Consider the following 15,592-nt stretch of genomic DNA (forward strand, 5'->3'; position numbering starts at 1 on the left):
CCGACCCTCATTCTTCGAACTCCACTCGCCTGAGCGCTGCCAGTCCGACGAGGACGGCCACCGCTGCCGCGCCAACGAGTACCGGCCGCGGTCCGTCGTTGCTCGCGTTCCAGTCGGCTTCGAACACGTCTCGGTAGTACGTCGCGGCCGCCGAGTCAGTGAGAGCCACTGAAACCTCTCGGTTCTCGTGGGCAGAGTGGCGATTCCAGTTGAGGCTCCCGACGATGATGGTGTCGTCTGCGACGACGCCCTTCGCGTGAATCGCTCCGTACCGGCCGGCGGGGCGGGCGAGTCGAACCGACAGCGGGTTCCCGGTTCTGTCGGCCCATCGGTTCAACCGCTCGGCCAGTTCGCGGTTCTCGTCGTCGACGTACCACGCGCTCCCGAGGAGGAGTCTGACGCGAACACCTCGTGTTGCTGCCCGCTTGAGCGCCAGAACGAACGGGCCGCCGGCTTCGACACTGGGTTGAATCACGTCGATTCGTCGGTCAGCGGCGTCGAGGCGGGAGACGACGGCCGGTTCTGCGTTGTCCGGCGCGCGGATGACAGCGATGCGGTCGGCGTGCACAGTCCGTGGCGAGACTCGCGACGGGTACGTTCCGTTCGCACGCTCGGTGACGACGAACTCGCGACCGATTCGGTATCGCTCCCACGGGTGGGTCGCTGGGAGATTCTCGTCGTCCGCGAACGTCGCCGCGAGGTCAGTCGCGACGGCGGGTGAGGCGACGACGACGCCCCAGCCGCGACTCTTTTGGCCGCCGACTCCGGCGGGTTTCCAGTTCTCTGTCGTGACGAGGGTGTCGTCGTCGCTGACGGCGTACTTGGCGTGGTGGAACGAGTGGGGGTCGCCGACGACGTGGACGGTGATACCGGCGGCGACGAGTCTGTCGAGGACGCGTGCAGACGCTCGTGGAAATCCGCCGACTGGTGCGTCGTCGACGAGAACCTCGACGCGGACACCACGCTCGTGTGCAGCGACGAGTTCGTCGGCAACGCGGGACGACGAGACGACGTAGCCCGCGAGCAGGAGTCTCTCGTCGGCGCTGCGGAGCGTCTCGAGTGGGATGGTCGGTGAGTCCGGGAGGACGAACAGCGTCGCGTTCGCTGGGCCGTGAGTCGTGACGGGTCGTCGCGGAAGGGTTCGCGGCCACCACGTCCACGCGCCGTCGCGTCGTTCGAGACGTTCGCCCTCACGACTCCGGTCGTAGACGAGTCGGTCGGTGACGACTCCATCGACGCTGAGTGTGACCGTTTCACCGCCGTTGGCGAGGGCGAGGCCGGGAGAGACGACGGGGTGGGCGGTGAGATTCGCCGTCGCTGTTGGGCTCGATGTGACGGCGACTGCACCGCCGGGCGCGACGAAGGTGACCTGTTGCTCGCCGTCGTCGAGGGTGAGTCGCGTCCCCTCGGGCGCGCGGACGACAACGAATTCGCCGCTGTCGTCGGGCGTCGCCGGGTCGGGGACTGCAGCGACGATTCGCACGTCTGGGTGGTCGGGTGGGGTCTCTGTTGGATGGTCGCCAGCGGCTGCTATCGGTGCGGGTGCGACGGCGGCGAAGAGGATGATGGCGAGGACGACCCGATGGAACACACCTCGCGGTGGTCCCGTGATGATACAAAAAGGTTCGTCGGTGTGTGGTCAGCCCACTGTTCGGCGATTCACCGAGTGATTCTGAGCCCGTCGATACCGACGTCAAGCTTCATCAGGCTCGGTTTCGGCGGTTCGAACTGCGAATCCAGCGCGAGGTTGACGATGTACAGCGACGTGCGCTGGTCGTCCGTGGTTCCGAACGTCACGTCCGCGGGTTGGTCGAGAATCGGGACGCCGGTTTGACCTGCCATCTCAGTGGTGGTCTGTTCTTCGGCGGTAGTCGTTTCGTTCGCGGTGGTAGTCGTCTCGTTCGCAGTGGTAGTTTCGTTCGCGGTGGTAGTCGTCTCGTTCACGGTGGTCGTTTCGTTTGCAGTGGTAGTTTCGTTCGCGGTGGTAGTCGTTTCGTTTGCAGTGGTCGTTTCGTTCGCGGTAGTGGTCTCGTTCGCGATAGTTGTCGTCTCGTTCGCGATCGTGGTAGTTTCGTTCGCAGTGGTAGTCGTTTCGTTCGCGGTAGTGGTCTCGTTCGCGATAGTTGTCGTCTCGTTTGCAGTGGTAGTCTCTTCCACGTCCCCGTTCTCGGCGAGTACTTCAACGTCCCCGTCGGGCGACACACGAAGAATCTGGTTCGCGCCGTTGTCGGCGACGTAGAGGTTCTCCTCGACGTCCATCGCAAGGCCGTCCGGAGCGCCGAGGTCGTCGACAAACACTTCGGGCTCGTCTGGGTTTCCGAACGAATCGATTGTAATCTCGAGGATCGTCCCTTTCCCTGTGTTTGCAACATAGAGGGCGTCTTTGTCCTCCGTGAGCTGGAGTCCGTTCGGACCGAACTGTGGGCTGCCGGCGACCGGGGCCGGTGGCGCGAGCGGAGTCGTCGGGAAGTTGTACTGGTTACCGTCCCACAACTCGCCAGCCCACACCTCGGTCCGGCCTCGCTGGACCTCCCAGATAACGCCGCTGAAGCTATCGCTGACGAGTAACGAGTTCTCGAGCAGCGCGATGTCGTTGGGGAACGACGGGAACTCCTCGAGGTCGTTCGATATCTCTGCGTAGAGTTCGTACTCTCCGTCGGTGTCGATTTCGTACACGCCGTTCGTCTCGGCGTCTGTCGACGTCGAGAGATCGCTCACGAACGCCGAGTAGATCCTCCCATTCGGGTCGAATTCGACGCCAGTCGGTCCGACGAGGAACTCTTCGGTCGATTCGAACTGCACGAACGGCGTCTCGACCGGCTCGTCGTCGGGTCCGAACTTCCAGATCTGTGCCTGCGTCGGGATGCTCACGAATTTGTTTCCACTCTCGTCGGCCGCAACGTTCTCTGGGAGTTGCCCGAACGGCGGTTCTTGCGGTGAGCCTTCCGGTGGTTCGAACTCGTAGATGAGTTCCAGTTCTCCGACGTTGCTTGACGCTTCGTCCGACTGTGCCGAAATCACTGCGGCTCCACCAGCGAGTGCCACACCGCTCACGCCGAGTGCCTTCAGCGCCGCTCTCCGTGAAATTGTAGTTCTCATGACTGTGTTCACCATCGTGACAACACTCGGACCCGCCACGTGACGTTCCGAGCGATGTTCAAGGCTATCCTACAATTCCTTGTTGGTTTGTTATATCGGAAATAAAACAGACCGACTGGTTTGGTGGTACAGACAGAACGCTGATATATTTCTTATCGATATGTTAATCCACACTGTCAGTAGCAGAATCGTGGAGACAGGCAGTACGGGTGTTAAGCCGGACTTAATCGAACGCCCAGAGCGTGAGCCGTCGGTAGTCGATACAGTCGAACAGCAGTTCGCGAGGGATGACGGTCCTCGTCGTCAGACTGTTGCTTCGGGTTCGGACTTGCCTTCGCCGAGGGAGTCGGCGGCGAGTTCGGCCTCACGCTGGACGATGTACGAGCGGTCGTCAGCGTACTCGGCGGCCGCTTCGAGTGCCGCTTCGGTGCCAATCTGACGGAGCGCCCACGCGGCACTCGCACGGACGGAGTCGACGTCGTCGTCCGCGATGACGTCTGCGAGTGGGTCGACGGCGCGGGTGTCGCCGAGGAGACCGAGCGCGCGAGCGGCCGCAGAGCGAACGTTCTCGTTTTCGGTGACGAGCTTGTTCGCGAGCGGTTGGGTCGCTTCTTCGGAGCCGATTTCGCCCAGTGCTTTGAAGACGACCTTCTGAAGCGCCGGGTCGCTGTCGGTGTCGGAGTAGTCGATGAGCATCTCGACGCCCTCTTCGGCTCCCATCTTGCCGATTGCCTTGATAGCGCCTTTGTTACGACGCTTGGCCTGTGGTTGGACTGCGTCGTACGCAGCGGGGTCGTTCATGCGCGTGAACGCCTCGATACAGTACTCTTCCATGAAGCCGGACTGGAAGCTCTCGAACGCGAGCGCAATCATGTCGATGTTGCCGCGCTTTTCGTGTTCTTTGAGCGCCGAGAGTTCCGGTGGGTAGTCCTTGTAGTGCCCGAGCACGTCGTAGAAGCCCTGTGCCTGAAGCTTCTCGCGGACCTCGAGGTCGTCCCACTCCTGTGCGTCGTCGAGGCCGTCGGTGAGACCGTCGGTGACCTCGATGAGGTCTGCGATGGTTTCGGCGTCGTCGTCGGCGTCGAGGTCGGCCGCTTCGATGGCCGAGATTGCGTCGTCGAGGGCGGCGGTCAAGTCTGCTTCGTCGTCGCCGTCGACCGAGACGCTGGCGTCGAGAACGCCGTTGAAGTCGGCTGCGAACGTTTCGACCGCAGCGACGACTTCGCCTTCGCCCTGTTCGGTCCAGCGCGTGTCCGTGATGGTGGACTTCGCTTCGTCGAGGGTCTCGATGGCGTCTTCCCCGTACGGGCCGCGCTGGGATTCGAGGTCGTCACGAAGCTCCGACAGGCGCGAGGTGAGTTCCTCGGCAGGGTCGTCTTCGTCTTCGTCGTCGGCCTCGGGCAGTTCTGCGGCCTCGATGTCCGCGTCTATCTCGTCGAGCGTCGCTTCGACGTCGTCGAGGTCGGCTTCCGTTTCAGCCGCTTCGAGGGCCTCCTGTGCCTCGTTCAGGCGTTCGTCGAGGCTCTCGGGTGAGAGTTCCGTCGTATCGTCGTCCCCGTCACTCATATGCCGGAACTGCGTCCGACGGTAAAAAGAGCGTTTCCCTTCGCTTCGCCCGATGGTGTGAGGCCACCCCGAACAGTTGCACCATGCCGAGTGTTTTTTCATCAGGGTGTTGTCTCATGGGTCGTGACTGGCCCCACCGTCGCGGTTCCACAGCTATCCATCGCCGATCTGGAAGTTGAACAGAACGAAGCCACTATTCGAAAGAGAGTGGCAAAATTGCCAGCCGACGTCGATGTTGTCCTCTTCCCAGAGTACGCACTGACCGGGTTCGTCCCGGACAACCGCGCCTACAGCGGTGCGGTCACGCGTGACCACGCGACCGATTTCCTCGAGTCGGTCGCCGCCGACAACGACTGCGACGTACTCGCTGGCTATCTCGAACGCGACGGCGACACACTCTCCAACGCCGTTGCGTACGTCCGACCCGATGGAACCACTGACGTCTATCGGAAGCAGCATCTCTGGGGCGACGAGGCGTCAGTCGTCACGCCCGGCGACGAACTGGTCGTCGTCGACACGCCGGCGGGAACGACCGGACTGCTGACCTGTTACGACCTGAACTTCGTCGCCGAGAGCGCGAAACTGACCGACGAAGGCGTCGACGCACTCTTCGTCGTCGGCGCGTGGCCCGCCGCACATTCGGAGAACTGGCGATTGCTCTGTCGCGCCCGCGCACTGGATGGGGTCCGGTGGCTCGTCGGCGCGGGCCGGACGGGAAATGGGTCGATTCCCGGGACGGCACAAACCAAATTTGCAGGGCGCTCGCTTGTCGTTCGGCCCGACGGCGTCGTCGCGGCGGCGCTCAACCGAGACGAACGTGACCTCCTGTGGACACTCGACCAGGACGTACTCGACGAACAGCGACAGTTCGTCGGGTCGGTCGAGTAAGCGAACCCCGGGTTCGCTTTCGGTCCACGAGAACCGGTCTGCATCACCGGAACCGAGTGGGGTATTGTCGCCGCCGCCCAACCACGAGCAATGACTGACACGCTCTTTAGTCCGCTCTCGCTGCGAGAGACGGTGCTCTCGAACCGAATCATGGTCTCTCCGATGTGCCAGTACTCGTCGACCGATGGCTTCGCCACCGACTGGCATCTCGTCCACCTCGGCAGTCGAGCGGTCGGTGGGGCTGGTATCGTGATGACGGAAGCGACGGCCGTCTCTCCCGAAGGGCGCATCTCTCCGAACGACCTCGGCATCTGGAGCGACGAACACGTCGAAGCGCTCGAACGAGTCACGACGTTCGTGAAGTCGATGGACAGCGTCCCCGCGATTCAACTCGCACACGCAGGGCGGAAAGCGAGCAAGACGCGGCCGTGGGACGGAAGCCAACCGCTCTCCCCAGAAGACGGTGGGTGGACGACTGTCGCGCCGAGCGACGTTCCGTGGCCCTACGACGCAGAACCACCGGAACTCCACGAACTCTCGACAGCGGAAATCGGCGACGTCGTCGACGACTTCCGCGCCGCCGCCGCGCGCGCCCTCGACGCGGGATTCGAAATCGCAGAGATTCACGCGGCCCACGGCTATCTCCTCCACGAGTTCCTCTCACCCGTGACCAACCACCGCGACGACGAGTACGGCGGGTCGTTCGAGAACCGCACGCGCATCGTCCGCGAAGTGACCGAGGCGGTCCGCGAAGTGTGGCCCGACGACAAACCCGTGTTCGTCCGCATCTCGGCGACCGACTGGCTAGACGACCGAAAGTCGTGGAATATCGACCAGTCCGTTCGTCTCGCGTCGGCCCTCGGAGAACTCGGTGCGGACCTCATCGACGTGAGTTCCGGCGGTATCCACCCCGACCAGCAGATTCCAGACACCGGCCCCGGGTATCAGGTTCCGTACGCCGAACTCATCCGCGAAGAGACCGACGTGATGGTCGGTGCAGTCGGTGGCATTCGCACGGCCCGCCACGCAGACGAACTTATCAGAAACGGCCGCGCTGACCTCGCTATCGTCGGCCGCGAGCATCTCCGTGACCCGTACTTCGCCCTCCACGCGGCACAGGAACTCGGTGTTGACGCCGAATGGCCGCCGCAGTATCACCGCGCTATCCCCCGCCGGTAGCCACCACGCTCCCCCTCGAAGGCTTATCCCCACGGCGACCCAATCGTGACGTATGAGCGACCGACGACGGGACGACGATATCCTCGACGTCTTAGACGAACTCGGGGACACACTCGAAGAACTCGGCACCGAACTCCGCGAGGAACGTGACCGCGAGGTTCGCGACCGATTCAGAACCCCGCGTCCACCGACGTTCGGCGATGTGATGCGCTTTACCGAATCGTACACGCTCCCGACCATCATCGCCGTCCTCGAAGCGACCATCGCGTCGCTCGAACTGCTCCGACGTCTCATCCGCCTGTCGGACCCCGGACGAGCGATGGACGACGCCCGAAGAGAGACAGAGACTCAACTACGAGGCGTCCCACAGACGGCCGTCACGGGCGTCGAACGCGCTCTCGACGAACTCCGCCGGGCACTCTCGGAGGCGGACCTCCCCACGAATTCGGACGCGCGGGACATCATGGTCCACGCCCGGTCGCTCGCAGATGAACTCGACAGTCGAATCACCGAGGCAGAACGAGAACGAAGCTCCCGAGAGCGACGCTGGCGCGACGACGAAACTCGCTTCGAGTCGGGATGGCGACGTGGGTCGAACCGGTCTCGGCCCCGTGACTCTGGTCCCGTCCGTATCGACGTGACCGAAGAAGGGTCAGACGTCGCTGCGACGAGTGGCGACTCTGACGAGTCCGACGACAGACCACAGGTCGATGTCGACGCCGAGTTAGAGTCGATAAAGCGCGAAGTCAGAGGCGACGACGACGAAGTAAACGAAGACGAGTAGAACGACTACTGCGTCGGTCCGAACTCGATTCTGAAGAGACCAGCGAGCCAGCCAGCGAGGGCTAACAGGACGACGCCGGCCGCTCCGGTGACCAACACGGGCGTCGTCTGCGTCGTCGAGACGAGGATATTCACCGCGAACAGCAGCGAGATGGTTCCAACGATGGCCAGTGCCCCCGCCGCTCCGAGTCGCCACTGTGGGAGGTCGGTGACACGGGAAGCCGCCCGAACGACGTATGCAACTGCCGCGCCGAGGACGCCGAGTCCGACGAGGTACGCACCGAACAGTAAGTCGAAATTGGCCCCGGCGGACCCGAAGACGCCTTCCAAGAAGTCGAAACCGACGATGAGCAGGTAGGTCGGAATCTGGAGGGGTTGGAACTGGATGCCGTACCCGAGGAGGAACAGGCCACCAAGCACCGCGGTGGCGACGACGGCGTCGCGGGCGAAGGTGACGCGCGGGGTTCGGTTCATACGAGACGTTGAACGTGTAGAACTATCAACATTCCCCGTGGGCGGGGAGCGGTGAACGTAGAAGCGTACGAGGGACGCTCAGACTGGTCTAAACTGATATCCGTCCCAGTCCTGACTCGCCGGTTCGCGGATACCAGCGCCGGGTTCGCGAAGTTCCTCGCAGTAGACGGGTTCGACTTCGTCGCCGATTGCGACCTCGTCCTCGTCGGTGACCTGACCGATTGCGCGCACGGGTTCGCCCTCTACGTCGAACTCGACGATGGCCATCGTGTTGGGCGCGCGAACGCCCGGCGGCGTCGCCGTCGAAGTGGTCCACGTCAGAACCGTCGCGGTGTAGTCGCTCAGGTCTACGGTTCCGACCGGTTCTTCGCCGTCTGGGCCGACCGGGTGGCCGGGGTAGGTGATGCTCCCGTCGGGGTAGCGGTACGCTTCCATCGGGGGGTTGTCGTCGGACATTATCGGGACTCCATGATGGTCGTGGTCACGCAGTTGCCGAAGCCACCGACGTTGCACGCGAGGCCGATGTCTGCGTCGACCTGTCGCTTGCCTGCGTCACCGATGAGTTGTTTGTATATTTCGTACACCTGCGCGACGCCGGACGCGCCGAGGGGGTGTCCCTTCGACTTCAAGCCGCCGGAGGTGTTGATGGGTAACTCGCCGTCGCGGTCGGTCACGCCCTCTTCGACGGCCTTCCAGCCTTCTCCCTTCTCGAAGAAGCCGAGGTCTTCGGACTGGAGGAACTCGAGGATAGTGAACATGTCGTGGAGTTCGGCCACGTCGATGTCGTCGGGTTCGAGGTCGGCCATCTCGTAGGCGATTTCGGAGGAGTTGACCACGCCGCCCATCGTGGTCGGGTCGGCGCGTTCGTGGACGACGTGGGTGTCCGTCGCGCCGCCGATACCCGAGATGACGGCGTAGTCGTCGGTGTACTCGCGGGCGACCGACTCGGGACAGAAGACGAGTGCCGCAGACCCGTCCGTGATGGGACAGAAGTCGTAGAGTCGAAGCGGGTCGGCGACGATGGGTGAGTTGAGGACGGTGTCGAGGTCGACTTCCTTTCGGAACTGGGCGTGCGGGTTGTCCAGCCCGTTCTTGTGGTTCTTGACGGCGACTTTCCCCAGCGACTCGCGGGGTGCGTCGTAGGTGTCGAGGTAGAGTCGGGCGGTGAGTCCCGCGAACGAGGGGAGCGTCAAGCCGTGTTTGTACTCGACTGGATGGGTCAACGACGCGATGATGTCCGTCGCTTCTGCCGTCGTTCGGTGAGTCATCTTCTCGCCGCCGACGAGCATCGTCATGTCGGACGCGCCGGAGGCAACTGACTGCCACGCGGCGTAGACGCCCGCGCCGCCGGACGAGGAGGTCTGGTCGATTCGAGCGGTGTACGCCGGCATCGCCGCGAGGTCGTGGGCGAGGGCGTTCGGGACCCCCGTCTGGCCCTCGAACTCGCCGCTGGCCATGTTCGAAACGTAGAGGTGCTCGATTTCGTCGGGTGAGACGCCGGCATCCGTGAGCGCGCTCTGACCCGCCTCTGCGAGCAACGCACGAATCCACGCATCGCGTTTCCCGAACTGGGTCATCGATGCACCGATAATCGCTACGCGGTCCATACGCGCACGTCGTCACAGTGCGATTTAAAACCGGCCACTATCTCGTGGCCACGTCTCAAACCGTTTATCAGTCGGAGTTTCGAACGAGAGGGCATGGACGTCGAACGACTCTCCTCGACGATTGGACTCGTCGGGTCACTTCTCCTCGCAGTCGCCGTCGCGGTTCCTGCCGTCGCCGTCGAACCCGGTTCCGGCGAGATGGCCGCGTACTATGCCTCAGGGCCGGTCGGTCTCTCTCTCGTCGGGATGCTCGCACTCCTCGAAGTGATCGTCATCCTCTCGGGGCGACAGGAGCGAACCGACCCCGCGGTGGCCGCCGGACTCGCGTTCGTACTGTCGCTTTCGATGCTCGCGCTCTCGGTGGTGTGGTCGCTCTCTATCGACCCGAACGTCTTGTTCAGTTTCCCCGAGCAGTATTCGTGGTTGAGTTCCCACCGCTGGGCAGTCATCGGTGCCGCCGCCATCACGTTCGTCGGAGCGGGAGGCTACGCTCGAAGCGTCGTCTAAGTCCCGAACGAACGAATTTCACGCGCTGAGACGTATTCGAAACCACCCCGTCGGTGTCCCCCGATTTCTCGCTTCGCGAGTCGAAAGGCCCTTAACAGTCGGTGGATTAGGAAGGAGTGGACTAGGTCGGGCAGTTAGGCCCTGCTCTCTACCCGCGAAATAGGTCTTCAGCGGGGACCAAAAACGGGCGCGTCCGGTCAGACCGGCGCGGGCCTCGGAAGCCAACGTAGAAACCTCGTCCCACGGGGACAGCGGTTCCGCGTACCCCTTCCGCAGGGAAGGGTTCGCGCGGTTCATCGGTGGTACCCCGCCAGGCGCGGGAGCGAGCAGCGGACCATCGGACGTGCGTCGCTCGAGGGATCGCGGGGTGGAGGAGGCAACCGAGATTCCCCACGTCGGAACGCCGGGCAACCTCGCTGTCCACCCATTCATACCGTATTCTACTCGGCGAGCATCGGCTATCCTCTCTGACCAGCGCGACACCCAGTCAGCGGCTGTGTTGTGTTTTTCGCCACCGCTCGTTCGGTGACAGAGAACGCAGTTGCCACTCGTCGTGCGTGAATTCAGTGGTGGGGTCGCCCCCCACGAAAATCCTCAGTTCTCTTTTTCTGCTTCGGCTTCGACCGATTCGGCTTCCTCTTCTTCGTCGTCTGCCGACGTGTCCGCTGCCGACGTGTCTGCCGCCGACGTGTCCGCCGACTCGTCGCTGTCGGAGCCTTCGACACCTTTCTGCAGTTCCTCTTCGATCTCCTGTCGTCCACGTCGGAACTCACCCATCGCTTGCCCAGACGAGCGAGCGAGCTGGGGGAGTTTGTTCGCCCCGAACAGGAGGACGATGATGAGCAGGACGATAAGCAGTTCTGGACCACCCGGCAGGCCGGGGAACAGTGGGATGGAGTTTATCATTACGTTCGCTTACGTCCGGGGGGAAGATAAGAGAGACGGTCCGTGTCGAACTCGTTACAATAATAGGTGAGTAGCAGACAGTGGTCCTTTCGTCTGGTTTCGTCGGCGTGGAGAAAACGGAATTCGACGGGACCGCTGACGAGCGGTTGCACCCACCAGACTCGGGTGGACAGCTCTCAGCGCCAGGAGGTCCACCCGCCGTCGACGACGATGGATTCGCCGGTGACGTACTTCGAGAGGTCGCTGGCGAGGAAGAGTGCGACGCCCGCCACGTCGTCTGGTTCTCCCCGTCGACCGAGGGGAATCATCGCCTCTAGCTGTGCCATCTGTTCGTCGCTCGTCTCCATGTCTTCCGGTCCAATCTTCGTGTTGATGGCACCGGGATGAATTGCGTTGACTCGGATGTCCCGCCCGCCGAGGCCATGCGCCAGTGAGTACGTGAGCGTCCGCACGGCACCCTTCGTCGCCGTGTACGTCGGAAAGCCTCCGTTTCCGTAGATTCCATTGACACTGGAGATGTTGATGATGCTCCCGCCGCCGCCCTGCGACATTCGCCCCGCGGCCGCCTGTGCACCGAAGTAGACACCCTTCACGTTGATGTCCATCATCTGCTGGAACGATTCTTCGGTGACTTCGAGGAAGTCTTCTGGCCACCAGACGCCGGCGTTGTTGACCATGATGTCGACACCGCCGAACGCCTCTGCTGCATCCATGGCGTTCTCGAACGCCGCGGGGTCTGTCACGTCGAGTTCGACGAACGTCGCCGACTGGTCCGTGTCTTCTTCGATTTTGACGTGTGTCGGTCGGCCGCCCTCTTTCGGGTCTTCGCGAATGTCGCAAACCACCACGTCTGCACCTTCTTCTGCGTACGCGAGCGCAATCCCGCGTCCAATTCCGGAACTTCCACCAGTTACAACCGCGACGCGGCCGTCGAGTAATGTCATTCTAATAACACCCACAGAGAGTAAGGTGTAATCGAAGTTAACTATATGCCCTCGACTGGAAGGAGGGTCCTACCGGGGGTGCTGCGGCGAGTTTCTTCCATGCTCGCCTCCGTCAGCGCACACGAGTTACACCGACGATTGCGAGACGCACCGACACCCGAGTTACTCCCACAAATTCGAGACGCAGGTCACGCTCTCGTCGGGTAGTTCGGCAGAAAATGCACCGGCTGGGAATCGAACCCAGATAATTGGCTTGGAAGGCCAATGTCTTACCATTAGACCACCGGTGCTCACTCGTTGCACTCGTTCGCACCGAGCCTCGACTTCGCTTTGCTCAGTCGAGACACCGGTGCGTGAGTGAACGGTGTCTACCTCTTCGTATTCGACGCCACAATAAGGATGTTACCTTTTCGGTCAGTCGTTGCTGTTGTCCGATTTTCCGGGGCTATCAGGCTTCTTCGAGTCGTCTTCACCCGTTTCGACCGTTTCGACGGCGAGTTCGAACTCGAACTCGGCCTCGGCATCGTCGTGCGTGACTTTCACAGTCATCTCTTCACTGTCTGGAACGTCGACGACGAGTGTCCCGTTCGCGTCGGTGGTGCCGACGACTTCGTCGTTGACGGCCACTGTCGCGTTCTCGACTGCCGACCCGTTCTGGGTGACGGTGAGCGTCACGTTTTCGTCAGTCGTGACGTTGCCGTCGAAGGTGACGTTGAGTGCTGCGCTCTCGTCCGTTTCACTCGTTTCGTTCGTGTCTTCTGAGCGCTCTTCTTCCTCGGCTTCGGCTTCTTCAGCCTCTTCCGATTCTTCAACTTCTTCGTCAGCCTCTTCGTCGACGTTCTCTATCGGAACGTCAGTCCCGGATTCGCTGATGACGGGTTTGAGGATGTACTTCCCGCTTCCGCCTGCTTCGAACGCGGTGATGTCGAAGACGAAGTTCACAGACTCACCCTTTTCGACGGTGAAGTCGGAGTTGAGTTTGAGTTTGTTACTCGGGAGTTTGATGTTCACCTGTTCGCCCGTCTTGAGCGTCCCGCTTACGTTGGTGACTTCGACGTGGACGGCGTTGTACTCTCCTTTCGGAACGTCGTATGCACCGACGAGCGAGGATTTGTCGCCTTTCAGTTCGGTCAAGTCGACGGTGACGTTCTTGACCGTGTAGGTGACTTGTCCACTGGGTTCGGACTTCGATTCACTCTCGGCTTCGGCGTCGGCCGCTTCTTCGACTTCAGTCTCGTTCTCGGCCGTTTCGGTTTCGTTCGCTGACGCGTTCGCCGATGCGGTTGCGTTCGCAGTCGCGTTCTTCGCCTTCGGGTTCGACGACGCATTCGTCTTGGCATCGCCGGTCTCCTCGGCGGACTCGTTCTCTTCCGAGTCGTCAGCTTCCGAATCGTTCTCTTCGGACTCGGCGTCGACAGATTCGTCGTCACCGCCCTCCGCACTGATGAACGTCACGCGTTCGATGGTGACGTTGAGGCTCTCGAAGTCCTCGATGGCGTTCTCCTCGTCGCTCACGTAGAAGTTCACAGTGCCAGTTTCGCCAGCACTTCCACTGCTGGACGAGGACGAATCAGTTGCGCCGTTCGACTGCGGGCTCTCGGTTAGTGTTCCTGCACCACCTGCACACCCAGCCAAGACGACCAGGAGTGCAACCAGAACAGTCACGAATCCATTACGTTTCATCGTAGCAGACTATACTGTCTCCGAGAACTTGAGGTAGGTGTTTATTCACCCCCGATTACCGCCGATTTTCCCCGAATTTCGCCGTTAGTCGTCCGCGTGCGACTCGTTGAACTGCTTGGCTTTGTCGAGGAGGGCAGGCGAGATGCCGGGCACGTCCTCAGCAGAGACTGCGCCCTCGGCACGAACCTCTTCGAGACTCTTCGGGAACTCACGGAGTTCCATGTGGATGGCGATGCCTGCTTTTGCACCCTTCCCCATCGCCACGGGAATCTGGTTGTGACCGGGCGTGATGTCGCCAACTGCGAAGACGCCATCGACGCTCGTCCGTCCGTGGTCGTCCACAGGGACGGTCCCGTCGTCGTTGACCTCGACGCCGAGTTGCTCGAAGAGCGTCGTGTTGTACTCCGACCCGTACATGGCGAATCCGCCTTTGTACTCGCGGACAGTTCCGTCTTCGAACTCGAAACTCTCCAACCAGCCGTCGTCGCGCTTCGTCATCCCAGAGATGTCTTCGTCGATGATATCGACCGGGTGCGCGCGAACGAGTTCGTCCGTCTCGTCCGACCACGTCGGGTCTGCGCCGCGAAGGAGGATATCGACTTCGTCGGTGAAGTTGAGCATAATCATGGCGACGTAGGCCGCAGAGTCCGAGTGGCCCATGACGTACACCGATTCGTCGACGAACATGTAGGCGTCACAGTGGAGGCAGTAGTGGAGTCCTTTCCCGGTGCGCGGGAGTGGTGGTTCAGGCCGTTTGTCGTTGAATCCGACTCCGAGGACGACGCGCTCGGCGATGAACTCGCCGTCGTTGGCGACGAGGCGGAATCGCCCGTCGTCGAGCTGTTCGGCGTCTGTGACGAGGTCGCGATAGATGTCGGTGCCGTACTCGTCGAGCTGTGTGCGGGCAGTACCGAGGAACTCGTTGCCCGACTGGTCTTCGGTGATGCCGATGACGTTGTGTGTGTCGAGCATCATCGCTGCACGGCCACCGCCTCGGTCGACGAGGGCGGTGTCGTGGCCGAGTCTCGTCGTGTAGAGCGCCGTCTGCAGCCCTGCAGGGCCGCCACCTACGACGACCACCTCGTACTCCTGTCGTTCGTCGGTCTTGGTCATACACGTCGATTCGTCCGGTCACTCTTAAGCCCACATCACCTGTGCGACGACTGTATCCACCCGCGAAATGTCATCGGCTCACACACCTGTCACGGCGTGTCGGCTCCGCTCACACCCACCACGGCGTGTCGACGCCGCTTACACGCCGGTCACGACGGCGTAACAGTTCCCGCTCGAAATCGTGGATTCGACGACTTCGAGCGAACTCGCCGCGAGGTCGGCGTCGAACTCGTCGGGCGCGTAGATGTGGTAAAATCGCGGCACTGTCTCGCCACCGGGGAGCGTCCAATCGACCATCGTATCGAACCCGTCTTCTCTGTCGAACGTGTCGTGAGCGGTGCTCCACGCGCTGACGACGGCCCGACCGTCCGAGGTGAGGACGCGTGCGAGTTCGTTCAGGCTCTCGACCCGCGCTTCGCGAGGGGTGAGATGGTGGAGTGTCGCCACGTAGACGGCGAGGTCGAACGAATCGTCTGCGAACGGAAGCCGAGCAGCGTCGCCCTGGACGAGACCTGCGTCGAACCCTCTCTCCGCGGCTCTGTCCGCTGCTTCGTCCAGAAGGCCACGACTAACGTCGAGTCCGACCACGTCGGCGGCGTGGCTGGAGAGGAGTTCGACGTGCCGACCGTTTCCACAGCCGAGGTCGAGCGCGCGTCTCGCTGGACCGTCGGCCGTCGCGTCCGTGACGAACGTCTCGACTTCCGGCCACGGATATTCGCGCGTCGACGCGAAGTGAGATGCGATGCGGTCGTAGGTCTCCCGGACTGCAGTTCGGGAATCGTCCATGTCGGTGGGTGGTGGTGGCGCACCAAAGACCGCACGGGTCGTCGGCGTCCCGCCGCC

15 protein-coding genes, 1 tRNA gene and 1 other RNA gene are annotated in these 15,592 nt (G+C 62.2%); 5 read left to right on the plus strand and 12 right to left on the minus strand.

The features are described 5' to 3' along the window. Window positions 1–7: 7 nt before the first annotated feature. From ACK3SC_RS06005 to ACK3SC_RS06015, 3 genes are all read right to left on the minus strand, one after another. Window positions 8–1,591 (minus strand): phospholipase D-like domain-containing protein, encoded by a 1,584-nt coding sequence (locus tag ACK3SC_RS06005; RefSeq protein WP_416839206.1) that lies wholly within the window; start codon window positions 1,589–1,591, stop codon window positions 8–10. A 68-nt stretch (window positions 1,592–1,659) separates the two neighbouring features. Then, window positions 1,660–3,099 carry an SMP-30/gluconolactonase/LRE family protein gene (locus ACK3SC_RS06010; protein ID WP_416839207.1) on the minus strand — a complete coding sequence of 480 codons (1,440 nt, stop codon included), beginning with the start codon at window positions 3,097–3,099 and terminating at the stop codon, window positions 1,660–1,662. Between the two features lie 303 nt (window positions 3,100–3,402). Continuing rightward, on the minus strand, window positions 3,403–4,665 hold the full coding sequence (locus ACK3SC_RS06015) for a HEAT repeat domain-containing protein (protein WP_416839208.1): 1,263 nt from the start codon (window positions 4,663–4,665) through the stop codon (window positions 3,403–3,405). 123 nt (window positions 4,666–4,788) lie between these two features. Between ACK3SC_RS06015 and ACK3SC_RS06020 the strand changes: the two genes are divergently transcribed. The 3 genes from ACK3SC_RS06020 to ACK3SC_RS06030 all read left to right on the plus strand — a co-directional run bounded on the left by ACK3SC_RS06020 (window position 4,789) and on the right by ACK3SC_RS06030 (window position 7,516). After that, window positions 4,789–5,553: a carbon-nitrogen hydrolase family protein gene (locus ACK3SC_RS06020; RefSeq protein ID WP_416839209.1), complete on the plus strand. Its 765-nt coding sequence runs from the start codon at window positions 4,789–4,791 to the stop codon at window positions 5,551–5,553. A 90-nt stretch (window positions 5,554–5,643) separates the two neighbouring features. Further along, window positions 5,644–6,732 (plus strand): NADH:flavin oxidoreductase/NADH oxidase, encoded by a 1,089-nt coding sequence (locus ACK3SC_RS06025; RefSeq protein WP_416839210.1) that lies wholly within the window; start codon window positions 5,644–5,646, stop codon window positions 6,730–6,732. Window positions 6,733–6,784: 52 nt separating this feature from the next. Beyond that, on the plus strand, window positions 6,785–7,516 hold the full coding sequence (locus ACK3SC_RS06030) for a hypothetical protein (protein WP_416839211.1): 732 nt from the start codon (window positions 6,785–6,787) through the stop codon (window positions 7,514–7,516). A gap of 5 nt (window positions 7,517–7,521) precedes the next feature. Here the strand turns inward: ACK3SC_RS06030 and ACK3SC_RS06035 are convergent, their stop codons facing one another. From ACK3SC_RS06035 to ACK3SC_RS06045, 3 genes are all read right to left on the minus strand, one after another. Next, window positions 7,522–7,989: a hypothetical protein gene (locus ACK3SC_RS06035; protein ID WP_416839212.1), complete on the minus strand. Its 468-nt coding sequence runs from the start codon at window positions 7,987–7,989 to the stop codon at window positions 7,522–7,524. Between the two features lie 78 nt (window positions 7,990–8,067). After that, window positions 8,068–8,445, minus strand: a complete 378-nt coding sequence (locus ACK3SC_RS06040; protein ID WP_416839213.1) for a Zn-ribbon domain-containing OB-fold protein — start codon at window positions 8,443–8,445, stop codon at window positions 8,068–8,070. Then, entirely contained in the window at window positions 8,445–9,596 is a 1,152-nt protein-coding gene (locus tag ACK3SC_RS06045) for a thiolase C-terminal domain-containing protein (RefSeq protein ID WP_416839214.1), read from the minus strand. Before ACK3SC_RS06045 ends, ACK3SC_RS06040 begins: the two co-directional genes overlap by 1 nt. Window positions 9,597–9,689: 93 nt before the next feature. Here ACK3SC_RS06045 and ACK3SC_RS06050 point away from each other — a divergent pair, with 93 nt between their 5' ends. Together ACK3SC_RS06050 and ffs are read left to right on the plus strand one after the other, a co-directional pair. Further along, window positions 9,690–10,103 (plus strand): hypothetical protein, encoded by a 414-nt coding sequence (locus ACK3SC_RS06050; protein WP_416839215.1) that lies wholly within the window; start codon window positions 9,690–9,692, stop codon window positions 10,101–10,103. 114 nt (window positions 10,104–10,217) lie between these two features. Beyond that, window positions 10,218–10,529: signal recognition particle sRNA (gene ffs, locus ACK3SC_RS06055), an RNA gene on the plus strand. Window positions 10,530–10,697: 168 nt separating this feature from the next. Here ffs and ACK3SC_RS06060 read toward each other — a convergent pair. The 6 genes from ACK3SC_RS06060 to ACK3SC_RS06085 all read right to left on the minus strand — a co-directional run bounded on the left by ACK3SC_RS06060 (window position 10,698) and on the right by ACK3SC_RS06085 (window position 15,535). Further along, window positions 10,698–11,009, minus strand: coding sequence for a Sec-independent protein translocase subunit TatA/TatB (locus ACK3SC_RS06060; RefSeq protein WP_416839216.1), 312 nt, complete (start codon window positions 11,007–11,009; stop codon window positions 10,698–10,700). Between the two features lie 176 nt (window positions 11,010–11,185). Continuing rightward, window positions 11,186–11,953: an SDR family oxidoreductase gene (locus ACK3SC_RS06065; protein WP_416839217.1), complete on the minus strand. Its 768-nt coding sequence runs from the start codon at window positions 11,951–11,953 to the stop codon at window positions 11,186–11,188. A gap of 219 nt (window positions 11,954–12,172) precedes the next feature. Further along, a tRNA-Gly gene (locus tag ACK3SC_RS06070) sits at window positions 12,173–12,243 on the minus strand. A 124-nt stretch (window positions 12,244–12,367) separates the two neighbouring features. Then, window positions 12,368–13,597: a DUF4382 domain-containing protein gene (locus ACK3SC_RS06075; protein ID WP_416839949.1), complete on the minus strand. Its 1,230-nt coding sequence runs from the start codon at window positions 13,595–13,597 to the stop codon at window positions 12,368–12,370. Window positions 13,598–13,720: 123 nt separating this feature from the next. Beyond that, the gene (locus ACK3SC_RS06080) at window positions 13,721–14,749 is read right to left on the minus strand and encodes an NAD(P)/FAD-dependent oxidoreductase (RefSeq protein WP_416839218.1); all 1,029 of its coding nucleotides are present in this window, start codon (window positions 14,747–14,749) and stop codon (window positions 13,721–13,723) included. Between the two features lie 138 nt (window positions 14,750–14,887). Next, window positions 14,888–15,535: a class I SAM-dependent methyltransferase gene (locus ACK3SC_RS06085; RefSeq protein WP_416839219.1), complete on the minus strand. Its 648-nt coding sequence runs from the start codon at window positions 15,533–15,535 to the stop codon at window positions 14,888–14,890. Window positions 15,536–15,592 lie beyond the last annotated feature (57 nt).

Source organism: Haloferax sp. DFSO52 (assembly GCF_048158745.1).
GTDB lineage: Archaea > Halobacteriota > Halobacteria > Halobacteriales > Haloferacaceae > Haloferax.